At 65.0% G+C, this 24,514-nt stretch carries 21 protein-coding genes, 1 tRNA gene and 1 pseudogene; 6 read left to right on the forward strand and 17 right to left on the reverse strand.

From position 1 onward, the window contains the following. Nucleotides 1-23: 23 nt before the first annotated feature. Nucleotides 24-599: a dCTP deaminase gene (gene dcd / locus ACXJKC_RS07450; protein ID WP_456696056.1), complete on the reverse strand. Its 576-nt coding sequence runs from the start codon at nucleotides 597-599 to the stop codon at nucleotides 24-26. A gap of 54 nt (nucleotides 600-653) precedes the next feature. Here dcd and ACXJKC_RS07455 point away from each other — a divergent pair, with 54 nt between their 5' ends. Further along, on the forward strand, nucleotides 654-1,121 hold the full coding sequence (locus tag ACXJKC_RS07455) for a GNAT family N-acetyltransferase (RefSeq protein ID WP_456696057.1): 468 nt from the start codon (nucleotides 654-656) through the stop codon (nucleotides 1,119-1,121). A gap of 31 nt (nucleotides 1,122-1,152) precedes the next feature. On the opposite strand, the gene ACXJKC_RS07460 is transcribed toward ACXJKC_RS07455, so the two are convergent. Continuing rightward, nucleotides 1,153-1,956, reverse strand: coding sequence for an S-methyl-5'-thioadenosine phosphorylase (locus tag ACXJKC_RS07460; protein WP_456696058.1), 804 nt, complete (start codon nucleotides 1,954-1,956; stop codon nucleotides 1,153-1,155). 137 nt (nucleotides 1,957-2,093) lie between these two features. Between ACXJKC_RS07460 and ACXJKC_RS07465 the strand changes: the two genes are divergently transcribed. Both ACXJKC_RS07465 and ACXJKC_RS07470 read left to right on the forward strand, forming a co-directional pair. Continuing rightward, complete coding sequence (locus ACXJKC_RS07465; RefSeq protein ID WP_456696059.1) at nucleotides 2,094-2,708, forward strand: ClpP family protease; 615 nt, start codon at nucleotides 2,094-2,096, stop codon at nucleotides 2,706-2,708. Beyond that, nucleotides 2,705-3,310, forward strand: a complete 606-nt coding sequence (locus ACXJKC_RS07470; protein WP_456696060.1) for a ClpP family protease — start codon at nucleotides 2,705-2,707, stop codon at nucleotides 3,308-3,310. Before ACXJKC_RS07465 ends, ACXJKC_RS07470 begins: the two co-directional genes overlap by 4 nt. 1 nt (nucleotide 3,311) lies before the next feature. Here ACXJKC_RS07470 and ACXJKC_RS07475 read toward each other — a convergent pair whose 3' ends face one another. Further along, nucleotides 3,312-3,647, reverse strand: coding sequence for a helix-turn-helix domain-containing protein (locus ACXJKC_RS07475; RefSeq protein WP_456696061.1), 336 nt, complete (start codon nucleotides 3,645-3,647; stop codon nucleotides 3,312-3,314). 256 nt (nucleotides 3,648-3,903) lie between these two features. On the opposite strand from ACXJKC_RS07475, the gene ACXJKC_RS07480 reads away from it, so the two are divergent. Then, entirely contained in the window at nucleotides 3,904-6,453 is a 2,550-nt protein-coding gene (locus ACXJKC_RS07480) for a LuxR C-terminal-related transcriptional regulator (protein WP_456696062.1), read from the forward strand. An 83-nt stretch (nucleotides 6,454-6,536) separates the two neighbouring features. Here ACXJKC_RS07480 and ACXJKC_RS07485 read toward each other — a convergent pair whose 3' ends face one another. Next, nucleotides 6,537-9,491 carry an Ig-like domain-containing protein gene (locus ACXJKC_RS07485; protein ID WP_456696063.1) on the reverse strand — a complete coding sequence of 985 codons (2,955 nt, stop codon included), beginning with the start codon at nucleotides 9,489-9,491 and terminating at the stop codon, nucleotides 6,537-6,539. A gap of 144 nt (nucleotides 9,492-9,635) precedes the next feature. Here ACXJKC_RS07485 and ACXJKC_RS07490 point away from each other — a divergent pair. After that, nucleotides 9,636-9,706 (forward strand) — tRNA-Gly (locus ACXJKC_RS07490). 84 nt (nucleotides 9,707-9,790) lie between these two features. Further along, nucleotides 9,791-9,988, forward strand: a pseudogene (locus ACXJKC_RS07495) (hypothetical protein); the annotation flags it as partial. 812 nt (nucleotides 9,989-10,800) lie between these two features. Here ACXJKC_RS07495 and ACXJKC_RS07500 read toward each other — a convergent pair. The 13 genes from ACXJKC_RS07500 to ACXJKC_RS07560 form a co-directional block, all read right to left on the reverse strand. Continuing rightward, nucleotides 10,801-12,396 (reverse strand): hypothetical protein, encoded by a 1,596-nt coding sequence (locus ACXJKC_RS07500; RefSeq protein ID WP_456696064.1) that lies wholly within the window; start codon nucleotides 12,394-12,396, stop codon nucleotides 10,801-10,803. A gap of 663 nt (nucleotides 12,397-13,059) precedes the next feature. Continuing rightward, the gene (locus ACXJKC_RS07505) at nucleotides 13,060-13,977 is read right to left on the reverse strand and encodes a LysR family transcriptional regulator (protein ID WP_456696065.1); all 918 of its coding nucleotides are present in this window, start codon (nucleotides 13,975-13,977) and stop codon (nucleotides 13,060-13,062) included. 233 nt (nucleotides 13,978-14,210) lie between these two features. Then, a complete protein-coding gene (locus ACXJKC_RS07510; RefSeq protein WP_456696066.1) occupies nucleotides 14,211-17,003 on the reverse strand; it encodes a hypothetical protein in 2,793 nt (930 codons plus the stop codon). A gap of 21 nt (nucleotides 17,004-17,024) precedes the next feature. Next, complete coding sequence (locus ACXJKC_RS07515) at nucleotides 17,025-18,083, reverse strand: hypothetical protein (protein ID WP_456696067.1); 1,059 nt, start codon at nucleotides 18,081-18,083, stop codon at nucleotides 17,025-17,027. Beyond that, nucleotides 18,080-18,679 (reverse strand): hypothetical protein, encoded by a 600-nt coding sequence (locus tag ACXJKC_RS07520; RefSeq protein ID WP_456696068.1) that lies wholly within the window; start codon nucleotides 18,677-18,679, stop codon nucleotides 18,080-18,082. The genes ACXJKC_RS07515 and ACXJKC_RS07520 overlap by 4 nt, the downstream gene beginning before the upstream one ends. Nucleotides 18,680-18,788: 109 nt before the next feature. Then, entirely contained in the window at nucleotides 18,789-19,454 is a 666-nt protein-coding gene (locus ACXJKC_RS07525; protein WP_456696069.1) for a pilus assembly protein TadG-related protein, read from the reverse strand. After that, a complete protein-coding gene (locus ACXJKC_RS07530) occupies nucleotides 19,451-19,897 on the reverse strand; it encodes a TadE/TadG family type IV pilus assembly protein (protein WP_456696070.1) in 447 nt (148 codons plus the stop codon). Before ACXJKC_RS07530 ends, ACXJKC_RS07525 begins: the two co-directional genes overlap by 4 nt. Beyond that, entirely contained in the window at nucleotides 19,894-20,364 is a 471-nt protein-coding gene (locus tag ACXJKC_RS07535) for a TadE/TadG family type IV pilus assembly protein (RefSeq protein WP_456696071.1), read from the reverse strand. Before ACXJKC_RS07535 ends, ACXJKC_RS07530 begins: the two co-directional genes overlap by 4 nt. Next, nucleotides 20,297-20,515: a hypothetical protein gene (locus ACXJKC_RS07540; RefSeq protein ID WP_456696072.1), complete on the reverse strand. Its 219-nt coding sequence runs from the start codon at nucleotides 20,513-20,515 to the stop codon at nucleotides 20,297-20,299. The genes ACXJKC_RS07535 and ACXJKC_RS07540 overlap by 68 nt, the downstream gene beginning before the upstream one ends. A 30-nt stretch (nucleotides 20,516-20,545) precedes the next feature. Next, nucleotides 20,546-21,448 carry a type II secretion system F family protein gene (locus tag ACXJKC_RS07545; protein WP_456696073.1) on the reverse strand — a complete coding sequence of 301 codons (903 nt, stop codon included), beginning with the start codon at nucleotides 21,446-21,448 and terminating at the stop codon, nucleotides 20,546-20,548. Next, nucleotides 21,445-22,332 carry a type II secretion system F family protein gene (locus tag ACXJKC_RS07550; RefSeq protein WP_456696074.1) on the reverse strand — a complete coding sequence of 296 codons (888 nt, stop codon included), beginning with the start codon at nucleotides 22,330-22,332 and terminating at the stop codon, nucleotides 21,445-21,447. The genes ACXJKC_RS07545 and ACXJKC_RS07550 overlap by 4 nt, the downstream gene beginning before the upstream one ends. Nucleotides 22,333-22,335: 3 nt before the next feature. After that, nucleotides 22,336-23,643: a CpaF family protein gene (locus ACXJKC_RS07555; protein ID WP_456696075.1), complete on the reverse strand. Its 1,308-nt coding sequence runs from the start codon at nucleotides 23,641-23,643 to the stop codon at nucleotides 22,336-22,338. Beyond that, nucleotides 23,640-24,512, reverse strand: coding sequence for a hypothetical protein (locus ACXJKC_RS07560; protein ID WP_456696076.1), 873 nt, complete (start codon nucleotides 24,510-24,512; stop codon nucleotides 23,640-23,642). Before ACXJKC_RS07560 ends, ACXJKC_RS07555 begins: the two co-directional genes overlap by 4 nt. Nucleotides 24,513-24,514 lie beyond the last annotated feature (2 nt).

Here is a 24,514-nt window from a genome sequence, read left to right on the forward strand (position 1 = left end):
TCGCGGATCTCCGCCGGGGCGCGCTAGATGTCCGTGCGGTGGAAGTTCGCGTGCGAGCGGGACGCCGTGGGTCCGCGCTGCCCCTGGTACCGGGAACCGTACTTCGCCGAACCGTAGGGATTCTCCGCCGGTGATGTCAGCCGGAAGTAGCAGACCTGGCCGATCTTCATGCCGGGGTACAGCTTGATCGGCAGGGTCGCGACGTTCGCGAGTTCGAGCGTCACATGCCCGGAGAAACCGGGATCGATGAACCCAGCCGTCGAATGCGTCATCAGGCCGAGTCGTCCCAGCGACGACTTGCCCTCCAGGCGAGCTGCGATGTCGTCAGGCAGCGTCACCAGCTCATAGGTGGACCCCAGCACGAACTCACCCGGATGCAGGATGAACGCATCATCGCCGTCGACCTCGATCTCCCGGGTCAGATCCGACTGATCCGCCGCAGGGTCGATGTGGGGGTACTTGTGGTTGTCGAACACCCGGAAGAACTTGTCGAGCCGCACGTCGATACTCGACGGCTGGATCATGCCGGGGTCGAACGGATCGAGGGCGATGCGGCCAGCGTCGATCTCGGCGAGGATATCGCGATCAGAGAGAAGCACGGTTCAAAATAACGCATCTCTGCCTGACTATCTCCCACCAGGGATGATCGGTGCATGACCGAGTTCACTGCACGGGCCGACGACCTGACCGGCACCGAAGTCATCGCCCTCCTCGAACAGCACCTTGCCGAGATGGCCTCTCACACGCCCGCCGAGAGCGTGCACGCCCTGCCGATCAGCAAGCTCACCGGACCCGGCGTCAGTTTCTGGAGTATCTGGTCGGGCGATCGCCTTGCCGGCTGCGGCGCCCTCAAGGAACTCGATCCGGGCCACGCCGAGATCAAATCGATGCGAGCTGCCGATGACTTCCGCGGCAAGGGTCTCGGCGGAGTCATCCTGACATGCCTGCTGACGGAGGCTCGGTCGCGCGGCTACGTCAGAGTCAGTCTCGAGACGGGATCGAACCCGCCGTTCGAGGCCGCCCGGAGGCTGTACGCGCGACATGGATTCGTCGAGTGTGAGCCCTTCGCCGACTACGTGCTCGACCCGTGGAGCGTCTACATGACCCTGCACCTGGGCTGAGGCCCTACGAGCGGCGTCGTCAGCAGGATCCTCAGGGCAACGTCATCGGGAGGTTCATGCCGTCGACCGCCGCTGAGCACGCACAGTCGCGATCGGTGCCGAGCCCGGCGACGACGCCGGCGAGCACGCTCTTGAGTGTGCCGGTGTGCGATGCGAACACCTCGAACACTGCATCCATGCTGACCGCGGACGCTTCATCGACGCCGGCGTCGTGATCTGTCACCAAGGCGACCGTGGCGTAGCAAAGCGCCAGTTCGCGCGCGAGGACCGCCTCGGGATGGCCGGTCATGTTGACGACGGCCCAGCCCTGGTCGGCGTACCACTTTGACTCGGCGCGGGTGGAGAACCGTGGACCCTCGATCACGACCATCGCGCCGCCGTCGACCGGCTCGTGGTCGCCGAGGCCCACGAGCAGCCGGTCGCGCAGGCGCGAGCAGTACGGATCGGCGAACGAGATGTGGCACGCCCCCGAGTCGAAGTAGGTCTGGTGGCGCCCCGTCGTACGGTCGACCAACTGGTCTGGAACCACGAAGGTGCCCGGACCGTACTCACGCTGCAGACCGCCCACCGCGCATGGAGCCAGGACCTGCCGCACGCCGAGACTGCGAAGCGCCCACATGTTCGCGCGGTACGGGACCTTGTGTGCGGGGAAGTCGTGGTGGGGTCCGTGGCGGGGCAGGAAGGCGACCGATCGCCCTTCGACCGTCCCGACTGCGATAGGAGCAGATGGCTTGCCGAACGGCGTCTCGACCTCGATCTCCTGAGGGTCTTCGAGAAAGGTATAGAAGCCGGAGCCGCCGATCACGGCGACGTCGGGACGGGCGCTCTCAGTCATGGGACGAGCATGGCACCTTCGACCTCGGCTACACGATGCGGACACGATCGGCTCTGCCCCAAGCGACACTGCTCCCAGCGGATCTGCCCACAGCAGCATTCGTTGTGCGCACCTCACGACGTCCGCAGGCTGGAGACATGACAGAGAATCCATCAACACCTGCCTTCACCCCGCAGATGCGGCAACAGCTGATGCACCGTCGCGTCGTGGTGCTGGACGGCCCACTCGACGACGACAACGGCACCGTGATCGCGAGCCAGCTACTGACCTTGGCCGCTGAAGATCCGCTCACCGACGCCGCCTTGTGGATCCACTCCCCGGGCGGTTCCGTCCCGTCGATGTTGGCGATCCGCGATGTCATGCGGCTCATTCCGTGCGACGTGTCGACTCTCGCACTCGGCCTGGCCTGCAGCGCGGGGCAGTTCCTGCTCTCCTCAGGGGCTAGGGGCAAGCGGTGGGCGATGCCGCACTCACGCATCCTGATGCATCAGGGTTCCGCCGGCATCGGTGGCTCTGCGGTCGACGTCGAGCTGCAGGCCGACGACCTGCGGCACACCCGGGACACCGTCCTGGGTCTGATAGCCGAAGACACCGGGCAGCCCGTGGAGCGGATCTTCGAGGACTCCCTGCGAGATCGGTGGTACACCGCGGAGGAGGCCATCGCGTACGGGTTCGTCGACGGCATCGTCGACTCGTTCGGGCAAGTCATGCCGCCACTGCGGCAGGTCATCGGGATGGGGGCACGAGCATGAGCACGTACACGATCCCCAACGTCATCTCACGGGACTCACGGGGTGAGCGGGTCACGGACGTCTACTCGCATCTGTTGGCCGAACGCATCATCTATCTCGGCACGGGCATCGACGCAGGCGTCGCGAATGCGTTGATCGCGCAGTTCCTGCATCTTGAGGCCGACGGTCCAGGGCGCGAGATCAACCTCTACATCAACTGCGAGGGCGGTGACGAGACGGCCATGCTGGCGGTCTACGACACGATGCAGTTCATCCAGGCCCCGGTCGCCACGACGTGCGTCGGCCAGGCGATCGCCGCTGGCGCGGTCCTGCTCGCTGCGGGTGAGCCGGGACGCCGATCCGTGCTGCCCCACAGCCGGGTCGTATTGCACCAGCCTGCCGTGCAGGGACGCGGCACGATCCCCGACCTGATCCTCCAGGCCGACGAGGTCGTGCGTATCCGGGCCGACATCGAGTCGATCCTGTCTGTCCACACCGGTCAGAGCGTCGCCACATTGCGGGACGACACCGACAGAGACCGTGTCTTCGCCGCGCAGGCCGCCATCGACTACGGCATCGCGGACGAGATCTTGCACCGTCGTCTCACAACGGAGGCCGCGTAGCTCAGCTCGCGAGCGACAAGGCAGTGTGCCGGGGCAGCGACGAGGAGGCGCGTGGTCCGCGAAGCTCACCCGTCACCTGGCTCGTGAGATCGATCAGGGTCACACCCAAGGCTCCGGCCACTGCCGCGAGCACCTCGCTGGACGGATCCTTGAGGCCGCGCTCGATCTCCGACAAGTACTGCGGCGAGATACCGGCACGGTCTGAGGTCTCGGTCAGCGTCTCGCCACGACGAAGGCGCAGCGCCCGAAGCCGCGGGCCGAGGACTTCACGCCAGAGCGGCTCGGGCTCGACGGTGCGGTCGAACGGGACGGAGTGCAGTCGGAAGGTCTCGGCCATGCTCCAGAGTACGCAGAACCCTCGGGAATCAGGCCACGCTTCCGCTGTGAGCAGAAGTGCGCGGCACCCGAAACCTGCGTCCTTCCGGCGTCGTAGGGTTTCTACTTAAAATTTTCGTTTTGCCGCGCGCCGGCCAGGCGTCCCCTAATCTGACGTCGAGGGCCATCCCAGATACATCAGCGACGGCAGGGAGGATTCGCGAGCATTCGCGCGAGTCAACTGTCGCCAGTGAATCTGTCGTCTGTATGGAGCACCGATGCCATCGCCCTGGCCGACCGTTCACCGAGCCCAGCTCGGCGATGCGGTCTCCTCGTTCGAATTCCGAAGGGGAGCAATTCTCGTCGGTGAGACGGGCGTCGGAAAGAGCCAGCTCGCGCGCGACGTGCGTAGCGCCCTCGACCGCGCGCACTCCGACCGCTACCTCTGGTTGTTCGTCACAGGATCGCTGGCCGAATCGGGCATCCCGCTCAGCGCTCTGGACGGACTGCTCACCGACGTCGCCGTCTCCTCACAACAGACCGCCCGGCACATCGCGGGCTTGGTGCATGAGCAGCTGCGGCTCCAGGCGGGTGACCGACAGATCGCCGTCCTCGTCGACGACATCCATCTCTTGGACACCGTCAGCGCCGATGTGCTGGCCTACCTGTGCCGGCTCACCAACATCGTCCTGCTCGGCACGGTCCGATCAGGACGCACGCCGGCCGATTCGATCGTGAGCCTGTGGCGCGAGGACGTGCTGAGTCGCGTCGACGTCCTGCCGTTCACTGCTGGTGAGGTCCGCGAGGTCGTGTGGGCCGCCCTCGAAGGTCCGGTCGACAGCGACCTGGTCCGTGAACTGTTCCAGTCGAGCGACGGCAATCCGATGTACGTACGTGAACTCGTACGCGCCGGCCTCGCCGAGGGCACTATCGTGCGGCGCCACGGCACGTGGATACGCGAGGGTCGCTCCATACCCGCCAAGCGACTCGCCGACCTCATCCGAGCCGAACTCGTCCAACTCCCCGCACCGGAACGAGAAGCCGTCGAGCTGATCGCGCTGTCCGAACCTGTCGCTGTGCCGCTGACTCAGGGTTTGATCGACGATGCGGTGCTCGACCGACTCGTCAGCGACGGGGTGGTCCGGGTCGAGGACGGTCCCGCCAATAGCCAGTTCTCGACGCAGGCCCTTCGACTCTCACATCCCATCTACGCCGAGTGTGTGCGCAATGTGATCACGCCCCGGCGCCGACGCGCCCTCTACGAGGCGCTGTACTGCAGGACTCCACGCGTCTGGGCCCCGCACCATACGCTGAGCGGATTTCTGCGGTGGACCGCGTGGACACTGGAGTGCGGACTCGATATCGCCGCAACCGACCTCGTCCGAGCAGCCCGCGCGGCAACGTCCCTTGGACGGTTCGAACTCGCGATCGACGCAGCCGGCGCGGCCTTCGATCGCAGCGAGGACACCCAGACGGCCGTCGAGGCATTGGCCATCCGCGCACGCGAACTGCACTACCGGGACCGAGCGCCCGACGCTCTTCGCGATGTCGACGCAGCACTGCGCCTGCTGCGGTCAACCAGTTCGTCACTCGACGAATCGATGGCAGACCTTATTTTGAGCATCCACGAACTGCGGGCCGACATTCAGCAATACGGGCTGGACGACCCTACCGGCGCGCTCGCGACGATAGACCGGGTCTACCTGCCTCTCGTCGTACACGGCGACCGCAGCGCGCACGCCCAGCGCTATCGCATTTCACGTATCGCCCACCGTGGCTGGGCCGGTGATCTCGCCGCCCCGCTCACGATCGCCGACGAACTCGGGGACGATCAGCAGGCCGTCGCGCCGGTGATGCTCGCGCTGACCTGGGCCGGACGCTCGACCGAGACCATGGCGATCGCATCTCACTACACGGCCGCCGACACACCGTTGTCACCGTACGGCGATGAGATCGGGCTCATGGCGTTCTTCTCCCACCTCATGAGCGGTCGTCTGGTGCAAGCGCGCGATCTGGCCCCGGATCCCCGATCATTCGACGAGACGACACGCCTGGACCCTGCTGTGACCTACGCGGGCGCCGCGCGCCTCCTCGCCGCAGAGGGACGCTGGCGCGAGGCGGACGAGCTCTTCTTGATCGCGCGTCAACTGTTCGAGGTCCGCGACCCTCATGGGCTCAAAGCCTGGTCGATGGCCGGCGAGGCCTTCTGCGCGACCCAGATCGGGGCCGACGATCGGGCCCGCGAGCTGATCTTGCGCATCAACCGCACACCGTGGAGAGCCAGTCGCGGATTCGAAGCCGATATCCGAGCCCAGACCATCAGTGCGCTCCTGACCTTGCGGGACCCCAGGGCCGCAGACAAGGCCGCCGCGCTGGAGATGTGGGCGCGCGAACACCACTTTCATCTCGTGGAGTTGTGGGCACTGGACCTGGTCGCATTGGCCGATCCGCAGTCGGTCCGCGCCGGCCGCGCAGCCGAAAGACTGACCGCGTTGTCGACCCTCATCGATGCACCGATCGCGGCACCGATGATCAGCCACGTCCGCGCCATCATCGATGCCGACGCCGACCTGGAAGTCGCGGCGGCCGCCCAGCTGAGCCAACACGGCCACTGGGTTCCCCGCCGCTCTGCATCGCTCCAGTTGTTGTCACGGCGCGAATCAGAGATCGCATCGCTCGTTGCCGCTGGGTTGAGCAGTCCGGCGATCGCTGAACGCCTGCACCTGTCCGCTCGCACCGTGGAGGCCCACGTGTCACGGGTCTTCCTCAAGCTCGGGGTCAATCGCCGCAGCCAGCTTGCCGACGCATTGCGTCTGCACTCGGTGTGACCCGCTAGAGGGAGGTCACCCCAGATCCAGCGAGTCGAACTCGCCGGATCTGGGGTGCGCAGTGGAACTTCAGTACCTGTCGTTCAGTACTTGCGCGCTGTCACCGACCAACTGGCCTGGCGCAAAGCACCGTTGCCGCGGTAGTTGGCCGTGACGAACACGTGCCGGTCGGGCAGGCCCGCGAGCACGTACTCGGCGACCTTGCCATTGCTGGGCAGGGTCAGCAGCTTGACTGGCTTGCCGTCGACATAGAGCTGGACCTTGCCGAGCGCCGCGCCGCCCTTCTTCTGACGCACCTTGACCCGCACCCTCGCGGTCGTTTCACTTGTGCGCTTGACGGTCATCCGCACCCGGGCATTCGGCTTGCCCTTGAGCACCCGCTGGAGCACACCGGCTCCCGTGGTCGCGTCGTAGGACGACACCGAAGAGGGCGTGAACTTCCCGGTGAAGCGATGCGTTCCCGACTTCACACGGCGCACCACGACCGAGCCCCAGTTGACTCCGTTGACCGGCACTGGCCGGCCGACCTTGTCGCCATTGTCGTAGTACTGGACGGTTCCTGCGATCTTGCCCTTGCTGCCCGGAAGCGATTCCAGACGTGCGTGCAACAAGACGTCCTCACCTTGGAATGCTGGCATCTTGTCGGTGATCAGCTGGAACTTCAAAGTGTTCGCCTTGACCGTCACCTCGACGTTCGCCGACACCCCCTCCAGCGAGTTGTCATCGCCGAAGTACTTGGCGCTGAACTGGTGCACACCCTTGGCGACCTTGTCTGACGTGACGGTTGCCTTGCCGTCCTGATCCACCAAGACCATCGAGCCGACCGGTGATCCGTGATCGTAGAACCGAACCTGTCCGGTGGGTTCGCCATCGGGATCAGCCGACGTCACAGTGGCTGTCAGCGTCAACGGCTGACCGAACTGCAGCGCAGACGCGCTCGACGTCAGGTTCACGGTCACGCTCTGCTTCTTGACCACCTGTTGGAGTACTGGACTGTCGGCCGACTTGTACTTGGTGTCGCCCAAGTACTTCGCGGCGACGTCGACCGTTCCGACCGGAAGATCGTCGGTTGTCACAGTCGCCTTGCCGGCACCGTCGATCGCGATCGGGGCATTGAACGGCGTCCCATTGACGTACAGCTGCACTTCGCCGGTCGGCTCGTACGGCTGTGTCGGGAGGAGACCATCGACGTCGATGCTGAAGATCACGTCATTGCCGACGTACGACGGATTGACGTCGCTGCTGAGCGAGACCTTGGCGTCACCGAAGTTGACGACGTGGTCGACCCAGTTGCTGATTGCGTCCTTGTAGTTCGCGTCGCCTTCGTAGACGGCTCTGATGTGGTGATGCCCGTTGGGATTGGTGACCGGGAGCTCCAAGTAGAACAGCGCGCGACCTGTGTTCGGGTTGATGGCCTGCGGTGCGCCGAGCATCTGGTCGTCCACGTAGAGCTGGACGTTGCCGGTGGGCTTGGTCGAACTGCCGGTCAGCGAAGCGACGTCGACGACGAACTTGGACTTCTCGCCCGCGATGACCGAATCGTGCTCGTCATCCAGCGTCACCGACACATCGCCGATGTTGACAACGAAGCCCACCAGACTGGTCGAGTCGTCCGAGACCTCGAACTCGGAGTCACCCAGATATTCGGCGGTGATGTCGGCGACACCGACCTTGAGCTTGGTCGTGGTCAGGACGGCCTTGCCATCGCCGTCCAGCGTCACCGTGCCGCCGGGGATCGCCACGCCACCCTGATAGAACTTCACCTGGCCCGTGGGAGTGCCCTTGGCCGGTGCGACGGCGGTCACCGCTACACCGAAGTCGACCGAATCGCCGAGATTCGGCGGGTCGATAGGTCCGGCGATCAGTGTCTTGGAGTCACCCTTGACGACCGCGAAATCCCGATCAGCATTCGACGGGAGCGAGTCACTGACACCGTTGGGCGTATAGCTCGCATGCAAGGTGTAGTCGCCGACGAGCAATCCGTCACGGTAGATCGTGGTCGTCCCGTTGACGAGGTTCTTGGTGCCGATCGCATGGATCGTGCCGTCCTCCAGGTTCTCCGCGGTCAGCTCAATTGCTCCGGTCGGAACCTGTCCCGTACCCGATGCGAACACCGAGACCTTGTAACCCTTCGATTGACCGGTGACCACGGTGTTCGGGTCATCAATCGTCGTCGTGGTGGTGAACTGCGAGTCGTACGAAATAACGACCGAGCCGTCACCCTCGACGTTGTTGGTCCAGGCGCCGTCGAGCTCGGCCACCAGGTCGTTGACGTAGCTGCGTCCGCCACCGCCGCCGGCACCGCCGGAGCCCAGCCAGGTGGCACCCTGGCTGCCGCCCTGGTAGCCACCGCCGCCACCGCCCGCGCCGCCGCCAGATGTGAAGAATGCCGCGCTGTCGCCTACTCCGCCCGCCTGGGTCGGAGCGTCGCCGGCGTGACCACCCTCGGACTGCGGATCGTCACCGCTCTGTCCGTCCTGGTCAGCACCGCCGCCGTTGCCGCCGGTCGTGTGCGATCCGCCGGTACCACCGCCACCGGCACCGCCACCTGCAACGATCGCCCGGTCGAGTCCGCCACCGAGGAACACCTCGGTCGCGCCTCCACCGCCGCCGCCTGCGCCGCCACCGGGGAAGGCGCCTTCGCCGCCCGCGCCGCCCTTGGCCGCTCCGGCCGAGTTACCGCCGGCCCCTTCGCCGTTGCTGTTGTCGGTGTGGGCGTCACCACCACGCTTGCCGAGATATACCGTGACGAGCTGACCTGGGGTCACCGGCACGATAGCGGTGCCACTTGCACCGCGGCCACCGGAACCGCCCTCGATTCCGCCGGCACCGCCAGCGGCACCCTTGACGGTGACCTTGAGCGAGTGGACGTCAGCGGGAACGACCCATTGCTGGTTGAGGCCGCCTGACGTATTGAACGTCTTTGACCCCTGCGCGGCATGTGCCGCCTGGGGTGCGATGGCAATCAGTCCGGCGGCCAGCATGGCGGTCGCTGCGGCTGATGCAGTGGTTCGGGAAACCCGACTGCGTTGGCGCACGAGAATTCTCCTTGGGAGTGTGGCACCCGGGTGGGTGCCTAGAGACTGACCAACGGTGTCAGTTCGTGACCCCCGCCACATCGGTAAGTTCTACGTAAAAGCCCTCGCACCCTAGGGAACCGTTGGCTAGGCTGTGGGCGATTCGCCGATGTAGCTCAGTGGTAGAGCGCTTGCTTCCCAAGCAAGATATGCGGGTTCGATTCCCGTCATCGGCTCCGAGCGCAGCGAGGAGACGCTGGGGAGCGAGTGGGCCCCACGCGCGGCGCCGGCTCTGACAGGCGCTCTGGACGCGTCCCACAGGTATCGCCCTCGATGGAGCGGGCAACGTCTATGTTGGCGACTTCACCAACGTCCGGGTCCACAAATCTAATCCGTCCGGTACTCGTACCGCTTCCCTTAGCCAACTACGGCAAGTGGGTTGTCCGAAAATTCAACCCTCCGGTGCTGAACTGCTATCCGCGTTGCCCATAGTGCAGCGGGCAAACTCTCTCGACTAGTCGCCCCGTAGACCCAATCACCCCAAGACTCCTGGGCCGCAGGGACAAGGGGGGTACGTAGACGGGCTCCCTGCCGACACAGATTGGGTTGACATCACGTCGGCCACTGGCGTCGTCGAACTCGGCTCGATACAAACGTTGGTCTAGTCGCTGGCCGTCGTTCACGACGTAATCAAAACTCACCGCGCTTATGCCCCTAAACTTCACCGAGCAGTCGCCCGGGGGTCCACCAAGTCGTCACCCAACTCCGCTTCGAGGAGTCCAACCCCATGCGGGGCCCGTGACGATCGCCCATGGCGGCCCTCACAAACCCGCAGCGATGCCCGCGCCTTCACTCTCCAGACGCGGACACCGACGGGAACCTTCTGCCAGCTAAGGAAGCCCCCCCAAGCGCGGGTCGCTAGCAGCTTCGCCCACCCAGGTGTTGGTAGTGACCTCAGTTAACGATCCTTCGTTGTACCCGCGCCCAAGGACTTCTTGATAGGCCTCGTTGGCATCTTCCCAACAATCGAAGACTTCAATCGAATCTTCTTCTGCAGTCAGTATGTACACCGCGCGCCGTTCACCGGGCAGTATGGACTTTGCAACGACCGTCATGCTGCCTTCAGAGGTGGGCTGAGCACAAGGGGTGTATTGGTATGCACCCCATTCATTGCTGCGATCTGGCATTGCTCGAACACACTGCTCAAGCAACGCTTCTGCCTCGACTCGTGAGCCAGACACTGCCGCGATTGTTAGTCCTCCACCATCTTGACCTGCGCCGATGAAGACGATCCAGGCTTGATGGTCTTTCTCCCGGCGTTTTCGAATCACTAGCCGCCGCACTTCAGCTTGGCGTGTGCTGGATAGACCCTCGCGTAGTAGGTCTTATCGCCATACCTCACCTCTCCCAAAGTAGTGCTACCCCACCAGCTCTCTTCCTTGCTCTTACATTTAAAGGAGACATTCTTTTGATAGTAGCTCTTCTGTCCCCTGTTGCCACCAGGCTTGGAACCCCTCAACTTCCACCAAATAAAGGACTTGTAGCGCATGTCGGTCTTGTGTGCGATTGCCGTCACGGCCGTCGAGCACTTGGTGTGCGGCTTCGTGCCGACGTTCCCGTCCGTGCGAATCCGAATAGGTGAGGGATAAAGGACGCAGGGACCATACTTCACACTTGTTCTAAGGAGACCCGCTTCGAGAGCATCGAGGGTTTGGAGGGCCTCGGTGGGGCTATCTGCTTCGATATAGGGATTGCCCTCGTCGTCGGTGCCCGGAGCAAACTCCGACTCCGAGAGATCAGGGCCTGGCGACTCGGGTTCATCAGGCGAGAACGGGAATCCGAACCAACCCTGCACCGCGAGAACGACGTGCACCGTGCCGGCGGAGTTGTTTCGTAACGTCACTTCGCCGCCAGACGACAGTTCCACCACAGAGGTGGACTGAGATGGCTCGCCAGAATATGTGCCCTGAAAGCCAATGTTGGACGTGATGACGTCCTCGAGATCGCTGTTGTAAAGCGTGACGGAGCCAGTAGCGGTCCAACCGGTGGCCAGAATCGTGGTCACGATCGCGCCGACAGATTCATCGCCGGGGATTCCCGCCTTGCCTGCAACCTCAATGACGCGTTCCTCGCCCGCCTTCAACGTTCCTGCTGGCACCGTGCGTGTGTCGTAGTAGTGGGTTTGAGGCAGTGGCGTAAACCCTGCCCCCTCTTCTTCGGCTGAAGTGAAGTAACCCTGGATGTCTATGATCACGTCAGCCGCGCCTGCACTCAACAGAATGCCCACCTTGCCGGCACTGGTGCCACCGCTGCCGAGTTTGAACGTCATGCCAGTGTCCTCGTAATGGCCGCTCTCGTAATACGTGCCGGTCGGAATCGCATTCAGGTTCGTACCTGCCGGGCCGACTTGAATCCATCCGTCTGTTGTCGAGTTGACTACCCGAACATTCGCGAACACTGCTGTCGCGTTCTCAGGGATTCCCGCCTGACCGGCGATTGACGCCGTGTAGGTAGTGCCTGCATTCAACTTCGCCTGAGGCAAGCCAAAGCCTGCATGAGTGCCCACAAGCCTGGCCGGCTCTATGGGAACAAATCCACCAGCTTGACCTGAAACCGACGAGTCTGTGAAATAGCCCTGCACATCGACCGTCAAAGCTACTGGTTGTGCATTTACTGCCACCGTGACTTGCCCGGTGGTGCTGGGTTTCACGACTGCCGTATTCGAATTGACCGATGAATCGCCACCAACAGTTAACATTGAAACAGTCGTATCAGCCGGGTTCGTTCTCAAATACACGTTGGTAACGCCTGTGCCGCTGGATGCCGAAACATCCAGTACGACCGCTGACACGCCCGTAGATGGAATACCAGCCATCCCGGTTACCTGGAACGTCTTGGGAGACGTTGGCGTCGGCCGCTTGTTCACATCTCCATCCCACGCATACACACGTGCTGGCGTCACCGGGACAAACACGCCCCCCGCCGGGCCATTTGGTTCGTCAGCTGCCGCGTTTGCGATTGTGACAGCTGAGAGTCCTGCTACCAGGCAGATTAAGCCCACCAGGCTACTTATCGTGCGACGAAACCGCATACAGAAAAGTCCTTTTCGTTCGTAGTCTTTTGACCGAACAAGAAGTCTCGCAGGGTCTCGGAGCTGTGTACCGAGAAGTTGAGTACAAGCTCTCACAAAGCCAGTGACCTAGCCCACTCAGACGAGTCACCCGACCTCAGCAGCCCCATGACTCCCTTCCCCGGTAAGTATCCCGATTTGACCCGAGACTCCTCGCCAATTCGGCCGTCCGTCCACAAACAGCACTTCGACGTGCGCCGGGAGCGGGCTATGCTCGGCCGTCGAGGTAGTGGAACACAGCCCAGCCCACGCCGAGACCGACCAGGAGAGCGGCGGGAACGCTGGCCCACCTGCTGCCTAAGCGCGAACGTCGCGTAGGTGAGAATCGCGAGACAGCCCCGGCCACGCGATCAAGCGGCGCGAAACGGGGATCCACTACCCGGCGGCTCAAAGCCTTCAAAGGCATCCGTGCACCCTAGACCCGCGAAGCACCGAGTCATGGGAAACTCTTGATGCCTCTCACCCCGCCGGATGCAACTCCACAACAGCCCGCGCCTCGTCGCGCAACGCTTGCACGACAAGACGAACCGACGGCCGTTCGAGTCGATCTGGTCGCAGTAGCGCGGCGATCTCCCGCGTTGCCCGGATGCCGACCAGCGGCCGGGTCACCAGGCCGTTGCCGTGCTCGCGGGTCGTGAATCGCGGCAGGATCGCAATTCCGTGACCGCCGGCGACGAGTGCCTCGACGATGCCGTTGTCGGAGATACGTTGGGCGATCCGTACGGGCTCACCCGTCGCCGCGACAACCTGGCTCAGCACCCGGTCGAACGGATAGTCGTGGGGTACGCCGATCCAGGTCTCGCCCACGACGTCCTTGGGCGACAGACTCGCCTTGCTGGCCAACCGGTGTCCCTCCGGCAGCGCCACGTCGAGCGGTTCACTCATGAGCGGCACGACCTGCAGCCCTCTGTCGTGCCACGACGCGGCGGTCGTCGGCGAGTCGGCTATGACGACGTCGTAGTCGGGAGTCAGGTCGGCGAAGTCGACCGTCACACCGTCCTCGTCGGAACAGACCAGCTCGACCTCCGGCACATCGGCCATCCGGGTCAGCATGCCCGGCAGCAGCATCTCGCCGCCGGTCGGGAAGGTCGCAACGCGCACGACTCCGGCGGGCTGCGCCATGAACTCGCGCCACTTCCCCTCCGCGCGCTCGATCGCGACGGCGATCTCGGTCGCCGTCTGGGCCAACGCACGGCCGGCAACTGTCAGCGCGACACCGCGTCCGGCCGGCTCCACGAGGACATATCCGGCCTCGCGTTCGAGCACTTTGAGCTGCTGCGAGACCGCCGACGGTGTGACCTTCATTGCATCGGCGACCGCACCCACGGTGCCTCGTTCGGCCAATTCCCGCAGGAGAGCGAGCCTATTCACATCCATGTAGAAACACTACATGTTAGGTGTAGAAATGTTCGCTTGTCCTTGATGGTTGAATCCTCGACCATTGAAGTACGAACCGAATCGCGGTTCACCGGAGCCTTGAAGGAGGCCACCATGTTGTTCCTCAGCATCAGCTTTACCGCAATCGCCGTGATCGGTGTGGCCAAGACCCTTAAGGCCGTCACGACCGATGGCTACGGCCGCGTTCCGACCCGTACGTACTGAACCGGCGGTCAGGCGACCTTCGACCGGTAGCCCGGCGCCAACTCGTCGACCAAGGCGTCGGTCTCGCCGCTGGTTCCGCCGAACGAACCGTGCTCGGCGATCGCTGCATACATCTCGCCGGCGACCGACTCAACGTCAGCACGTTCGCCGAAGTGAGCCGCGAGCCGCAACCGTGAACGCCACAGTTCCTCGCTGGCCGGCAGCATCGCGAGCCCTTGCACCAATGCTCCTCGAGCTGCGGCCTCATCGTTGCGGGCAGCGGCGGCCTCCGCAACAGCTTGCACCGTCAGATTGACCGCGATCGCGATATCGCCTTCGACCGTCATCGACTCGAGCCAGCCGAATCGGCCCTCGGGAACGTCGGCGAACGCCGGACCTGAGACGAGGTCAAGTGCTGCGCGCAAGTGGGTCTCGCGCCGCGCGCCGTCCTCACTGGCCCGGTTGAGCGCCGCGCGGAACGTCACCCAATCAAGATCGACCGCTCCCGGAGCGAGCCGCCAGATACCGGCATCCTGCTCAACGACGGGATGCCCATCAGCGGTGGTGCCGAACCACGAACTCAGCTGGCCCAGTGCACTGCTGCGCAGGGTCTCATCGACTCCGCGGGGCCAAATGGCCGCGCTGATCCGGTTGGCATGCACACCTGACGGGTGCAGCGCCAAGAAACAGGCGATCTCGGTCAGCAGCCCGCGTCGGTCTGGCTCGACCTCGCCGGGTGCGTCGACCGTGACAGGTCCCAAGATGTTGACCCGCGCGACGGTGTCATGGGCCGTCGCGACCCGGTGCTCGGACTCCAAAACGTCGACCAACTGATCCATGCTGACCCGGCGTGACGCCGCGGCTGGTTCGTGCAGCGCGGTCAGGCTGCGGGCGGCCTCGACCGTCAGCACCTGCGCAGTGACATCGACACCCTGCAAGGGCGAGGAGACCCGACCGTCGGGTCGCGCCGTCAGACGCACACCTTCGGCACCGGCAGCACCCACGATCACGACGCCCAAGGCAACCGCAGGATCGGCAGCGAGGGCCGACAAACGCGCCAATTCGGCCTTGTCGGGCACTCCGGAGCACACCACCAGGTGATACGACCAGTCGATCGCCTCGGGACTCGCCGCACGTGCTTCGCGCACGGATCCCACGCCCGCCTCGCGGCAGGCCGAGCGGTGGTAGCGCGCGATGTTGTCGAGCGACTCCAACACGCGTCCGAGATCGTCCGCGTGACGGATCGCACCGTCACCGATCACGGACAGGTCATCGGCGAAACCGACCAGTGTGACGACCCGGTCATCGGCCCAAGGATGCGTCGCGGTGTCGACAGCGATGCTGAGCGCGAGTCCGCGCGAAACGTCGCTGTCACCGTCCAGCGCGATGACGCCTGACACCGATTCGGGATCCAGCAACATCACCGTGCCGTCGTCACGCCGACCGATGCTGACGAGTCCAGGCAGCGACGAGAGGCCGGTCCCGGAGACCTGCGTCTCACGGTCGAGCGTCCACACCGTCGCGTGCGCCTGCCACCCTGCGGGCGGACGGACTGTCGGCTCCTCGTCGAAAGCCAATGCGACTCCACCCTCGCCGAGGGAGACTCGCGCCGGAACAGGCGCTCCGACGGCCGAATTGAGCGATCGGACCGCCCGGTCGAGCCAGCTCGCGGTCGAGACGTCGGCCTCCTCGCGCAGTCGGGTGCCGGGCGACGGCGGTTGCGGATCGGGATCGTGTGGATCGGTGCCGGTGGCCTCGCGAGTCGACCACCAAGCAGTTGAAGGCGCAGACGCGCGTCGGCGGCGCAGACCGAGAAAAACTCCGGCCAGGGCAAGCCCTGCGGCGACTCCGAAGAACGGCGCCCACCGGTCGTCGATCGAGATGCCACTGCCTGCCTCGGCGGTGTCGGCCGAAGCAGGTGCAACGTCTGTTGCCGTCGACTCGGCTTCGGCCCCACCGCCCGAACCTCCGCCTCTGACCGGCACCTGGCGCAGTTCGGCGTGATCGACGACCTTGAGGCCGGAACCGGTCGCATCATTGGGCAACTTGAGCACCCATCCGGGATGGATCAGGTCGGCCTTCTCCAAGATCCGACCATCAGGCTGGGTCACCCCTTTGTTGAGATCCCACACCTCTTTGTAACGCCGGCCGTCACCGAGGTAACGCTCGGAAATGTCCCACAGGGTGTCGTAGTGACGCCCATTCGGCGGCTTGACGTCGTAATAGGTCGTGACACCCTCCGCGACGTCTGTCTTGGTCGCAGACTCCAGGTCCTTCACCGTAGGCAAGGTGCCGTCCGGCAGCTCATCCGGGAGGGAGACCTCGGTAGTCGTCGCGACGGGCGCCTGACTCGTGCTGGTCTGGGTCGGGGCCTGTTCAGAAGCCGTCACGGCAGTCGCCGACGACATACCCGCCCCCGTCACCGCCGCGAGAAGCACGATCGACGCCACAAGGCGACGCGCCAATCCCTGGGTTCCGATACCCCCGCCGGGGATATGCGGCGCGAGTCCACTCTGGCGCCGTTCGGCGACGAACTCGACGACCAGGCACACCATGAAGTGCGCCCATGCGAGCCACACCACAAACGCCAGAACCGCCAGAACCGTCTCACCGGTCGCGGGAGCACTGAGCCACTCGGCGGACGGCGCCTCGTCCGGCCAGGGCGGGCCGAAGGCGGCCAGCAGCGCGACCGGAACTCCGACCGCGATCGCCAGGGTGCCGATCAGCGCCGCCAGACCGGTCAAGATCGACGTGGCACGGCTCTGCTCCTGTGGGCTCACAGGTAGGCGGTTGGGACCAGATCGTTCGACAGTGGGCGACATCGCCAGCTCCTCGAATCGGTGTCAGTAGATGACGGCGGGTGGTTGGTTGGGGGCCTGGACCTCCTGAACCGGCAGGACCTGCCGTATCCGCATCGTGAATCCATCGCCCAGCTCCTGCATCGCACCGTCGGACTCCCCGTACGTGATCTCCCACGTCACTCGCACATCTGCGTAGAACGCATCTTTGATGTTCTCCGGGATCTCCTTGGTGGCGAACTTCCGGGCCGAAGCGGACGACCGCGGGAACACGATCGAGCAGGCCGCTGCGGGCTGGTTCTTGGGCGAAGCTCCCTCGATGTACGGCGTCGAAGGATCGCAGGTGACGGCTTTGACACCGGCCTGATTGGGGTCGATCACGATCTTGGCCACGCGTGCCCGCACCGTGACGCCCTGCTCGGTGAGTTGACGCGTCGGTCCGACGATCTGCTTGGTCACCGGATCGAGCCAGTTGAACGTGAAGTAGGTAGGGATACCGACCAGCGGCGTCGCATTGGGGCGGGTGCGCATGAATGGCACCGGCAGTCTGACGTCACTGTCGGCGATCGCGTCCCATAGGAACTTGGAGATCGGATTGTTGCGGTCGGCGATATCAGTGCCGTTCTCGACGAAGACCAACGAGATGTCGACAGTTCGATTGGGTCCGCCGGTGTACGTGTCGAAGTCGATGTTGTTGATGCACGACATCAACATGTAGCGACCGCGATCCGGGTTCGCATTGAACGGCGCCGGGATGGACGGCGGGATCTCGTCATAGCGGCAGCGCTGGAGCTTCTGGTCACCGAAGCGCTCACGCAGCGTTTTGCTGGTGCCTCCGCCCACAGAGACGCAGTACATGCCCATTCCCGAACCATTCGCGTAGACCGAGCACGATTTCGCCGGCGATTGGTAGGTCTCCTGCGTGGTCCCGCTGCTCAGAGTGCCGCCGTCATCCGATCCGCCGCCGTCATCGCTCGGCGGCGGGCAGTTGGGGGCGCCCGGCGTGCACGCCAGAGCCGGCACGGACGTCGTCAAGGTGAGACCCGCGACGGCGAGGCAGACTGCCACCGCGAGTGTCGAGAACTTGCGAGCCAATGTGGTCATGTCGGGGCTCCGCCCTTGCATTTGCCATCGAACTCGAACTTGGTGATGACCCACGAGTCGCCACGAGCCTTCAGCTTCGCGGTCTGTTTCAGCCAGAACTTCTCAGGCTCGCCGACAACTTCGCCTGCCTTGGTGTACAAGCTCGTGGACGGTCCCCAAAAACACGTCACCAAAGTGCTGGAATCTCCGCTGGTGCGGACCCGCTCGACCTTGATCTTGGCGACCGGCCTGACCACGAGCCCTTGTTTCCACGAGCCCTTGAGACTCGGCAGATACTGCCGAAGAACATTCTTGGTCATCCCCCGCCGCATCGCCGGGAGGACCTGTCCTTGGTTGACTGAGGCCTGAACTGCCTCAGTCGTCTGCTTCCAGGACAGGACGACCGGATTTCCGGCATAGTCGGTCCAGTTCTGGATCTCGACCGTGACGCCGTCAGCGCCCTGCGGCTGGGCGACAACCGTCGGCGTCGCGCTCGCTGTGACTTTCGGTGTCGCCTTCGGGGTCGGCTTGGGCTCGGGGTCATCACTGCCGCAGGCCGCCATAGTGCCTGCAAGGGCCGCGACAATGACGCCGGCCACCAACGTTTGGCGATTCACGAAAAGATTCCCCCCGGAGATCCTGTAGTACAACCTGGTCAGCATAGCGATTTTGACACGCATGGCACAGCCAGTCACCCTCACGGACGCCTGCGGAGGCGCGAGGACGTCAGCGCCGGTCGGTGGGATCCTTGCATTCCTCCAGCTCTTCCTCGTCATCCGTGGGCGTGGGCTTGTCACCCTTGTCACCGTCGGGCTTGTCGGGCTTGTCGGTCTTCTTGGGGGCGCACGGCGTCACCTCGACCTCCGGAGGGGTCGGCGGGGCCGTCGCGGTCGGGGTGCCGCCGCCGGGCGGGGCCACCGAGGGCGGGCCGACTGTGGGAACCTTGCTGCCGTCCGGCTTGGTGATACCGCTGACCGGGCGGGCCAGCGCCTCGCCACTGGCGTTCAGAACGTGCCGGTTCACGATGCCCAACAGGATCGAATTGATGCGCACCGTGGTCGACACCGAGACGGCCAAGAAATTGCCCCCCGATTCGTCGACGGTTTCGAGTCGTGCGCTGCACTTGACCAACTGCGGATCCAGCGCCATCGCGGTGCGGCAGTACTCCGACGCGGCGGCGAGGGCCTTGTCCGGCATCAGGTCTAGACGTGGATCGCTGACGTCGATGGCCTGCGCCCCGGCCCGCGTCGCCTCCTGCGCATACGCGACCGCCCGGCCCTTGGCATTGAGCTGACGGCCACCGTCGACGACCAGTGCCGCGAGCAACAAGATCGCCAGCGACACGATGATCACGAACGGGGTGATCGAACCCTGCTCGTCGCGTGCCTTCATCGATAGCCCCGGTAGCGGTCGAGCGGGCTCGTGAACGTCCGCGAGATCTCGACCGACTTCAGCGGCAGGGCAGCCAGGTCACCGAGGTCGAGTGTGCAGCGGACCGTCACGGTGACGGTTTCGATCTTGAGCGGGTCGTCCGGATCAGGCAGGCCGAATGCGCCATCCGACAAGACCGGCTCGGCAACGACGCTGTCGCGGCAGGAGGCCGGCGCATCGTCGAGCGATTCCTGGACGACCTGGGTGACGATGTCGGGAACCTGCGCGCGGGTGTTCTGCGCCGTCGCCGCCCGCGCACCGTCACGCGCGGCCTGGTCGACGAGGTTCTCAGTCTGGGCGAAGCGCCCGAACGCGATGATCAGCATCATCAAGGCAAGCAGGAACGGCGCCACGATGACGAGCTCCAAGCTCGCGGTGCCCCGTTCGGACCGGACGACCCTCATTCGCGTAGGTCCCCTCGGAACTGTTCGAGCGTCGCCTCGGACGTCTGCTGGATCTCGACCTCGCCGCCCAAGGGCAGCACGACCTCGCCCGCGACGAACATCGTGACCCGCCCCGTCTTGGTGTCGATCGTGCCGACCGCCGTGACGTTCTCGAGCCGACCTATCTTGGTCGCGTACCCCTCGGTGACGTCTTCGGCCGCCGAGATAAAAGCATTCGGATCGGAGTTGTTACCGGCCAGCCGCAAGTACGAGACACCTTCACGCGCCGCCGACTGCGCGGTGTTGCGGGCGTGGAAGTAGAGGCCTGCCTGGATAATCGTGAAGATCAGCAGCAGGAAGACCGGCGCGATGATCGAGAATTCGAGCGCGCTGGTGCCGCGCTCACGCTGTCGGTCGAGCTCAGGTGTTGGAGCCTTGTTCGATCTTGTTGGCGTTGTCTTCGACCACGCCTTGGATGACCCGGGCAACGACCAGCGCCAGTACGACGACGACCGCTGAGATGATGGCCCACTCGATCGCCGACGCTCCGCGCTCGTTGAAGCCCTCGCGACGTGCTCGGTCAGCGCGCGCGTGGACGTGCGCGATGATCGCGCGGGCGTAGAACAATTCAGCTGACACTGAGAAATCCCCCGATACATAGACCGCCGCCTAGCCAAGTTGGCTGACGGCTGGATAGGCCAAGAATACCAAGAAAGCGATGCACATGAGCAGCTGAGCCATCAACATCGACTGCGAGTTCTCGCCCGCGGCGCCTTCGATGTCGACCATCTCTTTGCGGCGCATGCTCTCGGCACGCGCCATGAGCGAGAGCCGGATCCTGGCGCCTTCGTCTCCGGCCAGCGCGAGGGCCGAGGCGAGGTCCCGCAATTCGTCGACCCCGAGCTCATTGCCGAGCCGCGCGATCCCTTCCCACGGGGTCCAGCCCATGATGCGGGCATTCGACAGAGCCTGCCGCATGCGCACCATGGCCCAGTGGTCCCCGAACGACGACGCTGCCATCAACGCCTCGGGCAGTCCCCGCCCACCCGCGAGGTTCATCGCGACGAGATCGAGGAATGCCCCCGTGACGTGCCGGAAGTCGCGGCGTCGTTTCTCCGCCTCGCTGCGCAACGCCAGGTCCGGCAGGAAGAAACCGAACAGGCCCGCAGCGAGCGCCAGGATCAACGGCATGCCGAGGCCGCCGCCGAAGCCCAGCAACGACAGGACGACCGGGAACCAGATGAACGCGCCGAGACCCAGCAACGCCTTGGTGCCGAGGTGCGTCGACATGGAACGGTTCATGACCGCCAGGTCCTCGCGGGTGCGGGTCAATTGCCAACCGCGCACCGCGACTTCTGCCTCGATCCGCTCGCCGACGGTCGCGCGCACCCGCTCCAATCGGCCGTCCGCCTCGGCACCGGCAGCACTCGCGGTCAGCGACCGGCGCGGACGACGTTGCTGGTCGAGCCGGCCCAGCGTCGCGGCGACACCCGGAACCCGCGGTCGCAACGCCAGGACAATCAGGAGAACACCCGCGCCCACACTGGCTCCGGCCAACAGCTCGGGGATCATCGCTGTGTCCTCGTCATGGCCGGGGTGATCAAGAAACGCTCGGGCTCCACGACGCCCGACAGCCGCCGCAGCCACAACACGCTCAATCCGAAAACGGCCAGCACGACCGCCAGGACGGCCTGGCCAGCCAGGGTGCCGTACGGCTCGACGTACTCGCGGTTGAACACAACAAGCAGCGTCGCGACGCCGCCGATGACGCCGACCACGACCTGCACGCTGCGCCGGGTGCTGCGCCGTGAGGCCTCGACCCGGCGGCGCACGTCGAGTTCGTCGCGGGCCGACGTCGCCAACGCCGTCAGGACGTCTCGCAGGCCCGGACCGCGCAGCCGCGCATTCAGGATCAGCGCGGCGACAACGAGATCGGCCGACGGGTCGTCAAGGTCCTCGGAGAACTTCATCAAGGCGTCGGGCAGGGGCTCACGCACCCGCAACCGATCGACCAGCAGGTTGAGCGAGGGTCTGATCGACGGGGCGGCGTTGACCGCCGTCGCGGGGATGGCCTGCTCGAGACCCACGGCTCCGGCGATCGTGTCACGCAGCGCCTCGATCCACCCGGCAAGACCTTCGACTCGCGCGATCGCGGCGCGTTCGTGACGCGCGCCGCCGAAAGCCCGGTCCCAGAAAGCGATGACGGCGCCGACGACCAACGCGAGCACGATCCAGCGCGTCACGGCCAGTACCACGACCCCGACCAGCACGCCGATCAACAATTGCTGACCGCGCCGTTTCGACGTCCGCCCCTGCAGCGACCGTCGTCGAGGCGTCACTCCTGGGCTCGTGTCGGGCTCCTGCTTGCTCAGCGCGTACCAGAGCACCAGACAGCCGAGGCCGACTACGGCACCGGCCGTCGTGGCCAGCGGGAGTCGCAGCGCTTCGAGATCCATGGCCTACGCCCAGCGTCCGTGAACCATGGGACGGTAGCCGTGATCCTCCAGATCGCCGACGCAGCCGATCGGCGAGTGGGCGGCAGCCCGGCCGTCCGGATCGGGCGCGAAGACCTCGTTCGACAGCACTTGCCCGTCGTGCCCGACGACCTCGCGGATGCTCTCGACGACGCGGGTCTGGGTGCCGCCGGTGGCGTGATCGTTGCGCTTGCGGACGAACACCACGAAGTCCAGCGCACCGGCGATCAGCATCGTGGTCGCCTCGAGCGGCAACCGCTCCTTGCTCTGGATCGCATAGGTCCCGATGCGGTTGAACACCTCGAGCGAGGAATTGGCGTGGATCGTCGACAACGAGCCGTCATTGCCCTGGCTCATCGCGTTGAGCATCGTGACGATCTCGTCGCCGAGCACCTCGCCGACGATGACCCGTGAGGGGTTCATACGCAGCGAACGGCGCACGAGCTCGGCCATCGAGACATGGCCGAGGCCTTCGGAGTTGCCGAGCCGCTCCTCGAACGACACCACATTGGGGTGCAGGTCCTCGTACTCGCCGAGGCCGACCTCGAGTGCGCGTTCGACTGTGATGATGCGTTCGGATGCGGGGATGACGTTGGCCAGGGCCCGCAGCATCGTGGTCTTGCCGGCGTTGGTCGCCCCCGCGATCATGATGTTCTTGCGCGCCTTGACGGCGGCCTTGAGGAACTCGCCGACGTCGGCCGACATCGTGCCGTTCTCGATCAGCTCGTCGAGGAAGACCCGACCGAGCCGGGCTTTGCGGACCGAGATCGACGGCCTGGCGCACACATTCATGACCGCCGACAGGCGTGATCCGTCGGGCAGTCGCAGGTCGAGCTGGGGATTGGCCGAGTCGAACGGACGACTCGACAGTCCGGTGTGCGCGGCGAGCACCTGGATCAGCTCGATGAGCTCTTCATCCGTCTCGGCGACCGGCGCATGCCGCTCTTCACGGCCGTCGCCGTACTGCACGAAGACGTTGTCGCAGCCATTGATGTCGATGTTCTCGACCTCGGGATCGGCCAGCAGCGGTTCGAGCCGGCCCACGCCGAACAGCGCCGAGTGGATCGCCGAAGCGACCCGCGCCTCGACGTCAGAGGGGATGGGCGAACGTCCTTCGGCGACCTCGTACCGGGCATGGTCTTCCAGCACCTGCACGATAAGAGACCGCGCGAACTCGCGTTCGTCGTCGGCGTTCATGGGCGTAATGCCGCTGATCTGGTCGCGGCGACGCTGCTCATTGAGCCGGTCGGCGACCTGTCCGCGCAGGACCCTCACGAGATCGTGATCGATCATGCTGACGCCTCCGGGTCGGTGGTTTCGAGACGCCCTCGTGCCTCGGGCTCCTCAACCAACGCGGTTTCGAGACGCCCTCGTGCCTCGGGCTCCTCAACCAACGCGGTTTCGAGGAACGCGCCGGCCATCCGCGCGGCGAGCTCATCGACTATCGGCTGGGCCGAACGCACCAGGGCGGTACGTGCCGGACTCCCCGAAACCTGTCCCAGGAAGAACGCGGCACCCTTCACGTCATGGGCCAGGTGGTGCACGTCGGCGACGGGCGTCTGCGACTGCGCGATGACGTCGCGGATCTCGGCAACCGCCCGGGCCCGTTTGGTCGGCGCGATCACCACGACATGAATCGGTGCACCCGCCTCACCGCCCAGCGAGTCGCTGACCTTGCGCACCCGATCGCGCAGGTGCACGACATTGCTCGGAACCGTGTCGACGACCATGACGACCGCATTCGCCGATGTCAACAGTGCATTCTGCGGAGTCTCGGCTCCGATCCGGCCGAGGTCTGCGACCGCGTCGACCCCGGGCAGTTCGGCGAAAAGCGAACCCAGTTGGTCCCAGCGTCCGAGGCCCGTCGCCTGCTCAGGTGTCGTCATGCCGGTCAGGACGTCGAGACCGCCGACGATCTGCTCGGCGTGCTGGCCCACCAGGTCGGGGTAGAGCGATTTACGCCCCGCCGCGACGAGTTTGAGCAGACCCGATTGGGAGTCGAGCGGTTCACCGTCGGCCCCGGGCATGCGCAGCGCGACGTCACCCCCTGACGGATCGCACTCGATCAGGATGCTGGGCCGCGGCCACAGCGCCGCAAACAACATCGCGGACGTCGTGGCTCCCGGCGAGCCCTTCGCCGAGGCAATTGCAAGCAGGCCCATGA

The sequence above is a fragment of the Aeromicrobium sp. P5_D10 genome (assembly GCF_054049535.1).

What these genes read in the sequence shown, in the direction of transcription:
- ACXJKC_RS07505 (WP_456696065.1), bottom strand. Translation starts at nt 13,977, where the DNA reads ATGGATGTGAATAGGCTCGCTCTCCTGCGGGAATTGGCCGAACGAGGC.
- ACXJKC_RS07555 (WP_456696075.1), bottom strand. Translation starts at nt 23,643, where the DNA reads ATGATCGATCACGATCTCGTGAGGGTCCTGCGCGGACAGGTCGCCGAC.
- ACXJKC_RS07510 (WP_456696066.1), bottom strand. Translation starts at nt 17,003, where the DNA reads ATGTCGCCCACTGTCGAACGATCTGGTCCCAACCGCCTACCTGTGAGC.
- ACXJKC_RS07530 (WP_456696070.1), bottom strand. Translation starts at nt 19,897, where the DNA reads ATGAGGGTCGTCCGGTCCGAACGGGGCACCGCGAGCTTGGAGCTCGTC.
- ACXJKC_RS07470 (WP_456696060.1), top strand. Translation starts at nt 2,705, where the DNA reads ATGAGCACGTACACGATCCCCAACGTCATCTCACGGGACTCACGGGGT.
- ACXJKC_RS07515 (WP_456696067.1), bottom strand. Translation starts at nt 18,083, where the DNA reads ATGACCACATTGGCTCGCAAGTTCTCGACACTCGCGGTGGCAGTCTGC.
- ACXJKC_RS07455 (WP_456696057.1), top strand. Translation starts at nt 654, where the DNA reads ATGACCGAGTTCACTGCACGGGCCGACGACCTGACCGGCACCGAAGTC.
- ACXJKC_RS07475 (WP_456696061.1), bottom strand. Translation starts at nt 3,647, where the DNA reads ATGGCCGAGACCTTCCGACTGCACTCCGTCCCGTTCGACCGCACCGTC.
- ACXJKC_RS07460 (WP_456696058.1), bottom strand. Translation starts at nt 1,956, where the DNA reads ATGACTGAGAGCGCCCGTCCCGACGTCGCCGTGATCGGCGGCTCCGGC.
- ACXJKC_RS07560 (WP_456696076.1), bottom strand. Translation starts at nt 24,512, where the DNA reads ATGGGCCTGCTTGCAATTGCCTCGGCGAAGGGCTCGCCGGGAGCCACG.
- ACXJKC_RS07525 (WP_456696069.1), bottom strand. Translation starts at nt 19,454, where the DNA reads ATGAAGGCACGCGACGAGCAGGGTTCGATCACCCCGTTCGTGATCATC.
- ACXJKC_RS07545 (WP_456696073.1), bottom strand. Translation starts at nt 21,448, where the DNA reads ATGATCCCCGAGCTGTTGGCCGGAGCCAGTGTGGGCGCGGGTGTTCTC.
- ACXJKC_RS07465 (WP_456696059.1), top strand. Translation starts at nt 2,094, where the DNA reads ATGACAGAGAATCCATCAACACCTGCCTTCACCCCGCAGATGCGGCAA.
- ACXJKC_RS07480 (WP_456696062.1), top strand. Translation starts at nt 3,904, where the DNA reads ATGCCATCGCCCTGGCCGACCGTTCACCGAGCCCAGCTCGGCGATGCG.
- ACXJKC_RS07550 (WP_456696074.1), bottom strand. Translation starts at nt 22,332, where the DNA reads ATGGATCTCGAAGCGCTGCGACTCCCGCTGGCCACGACGGCCGGTGCC.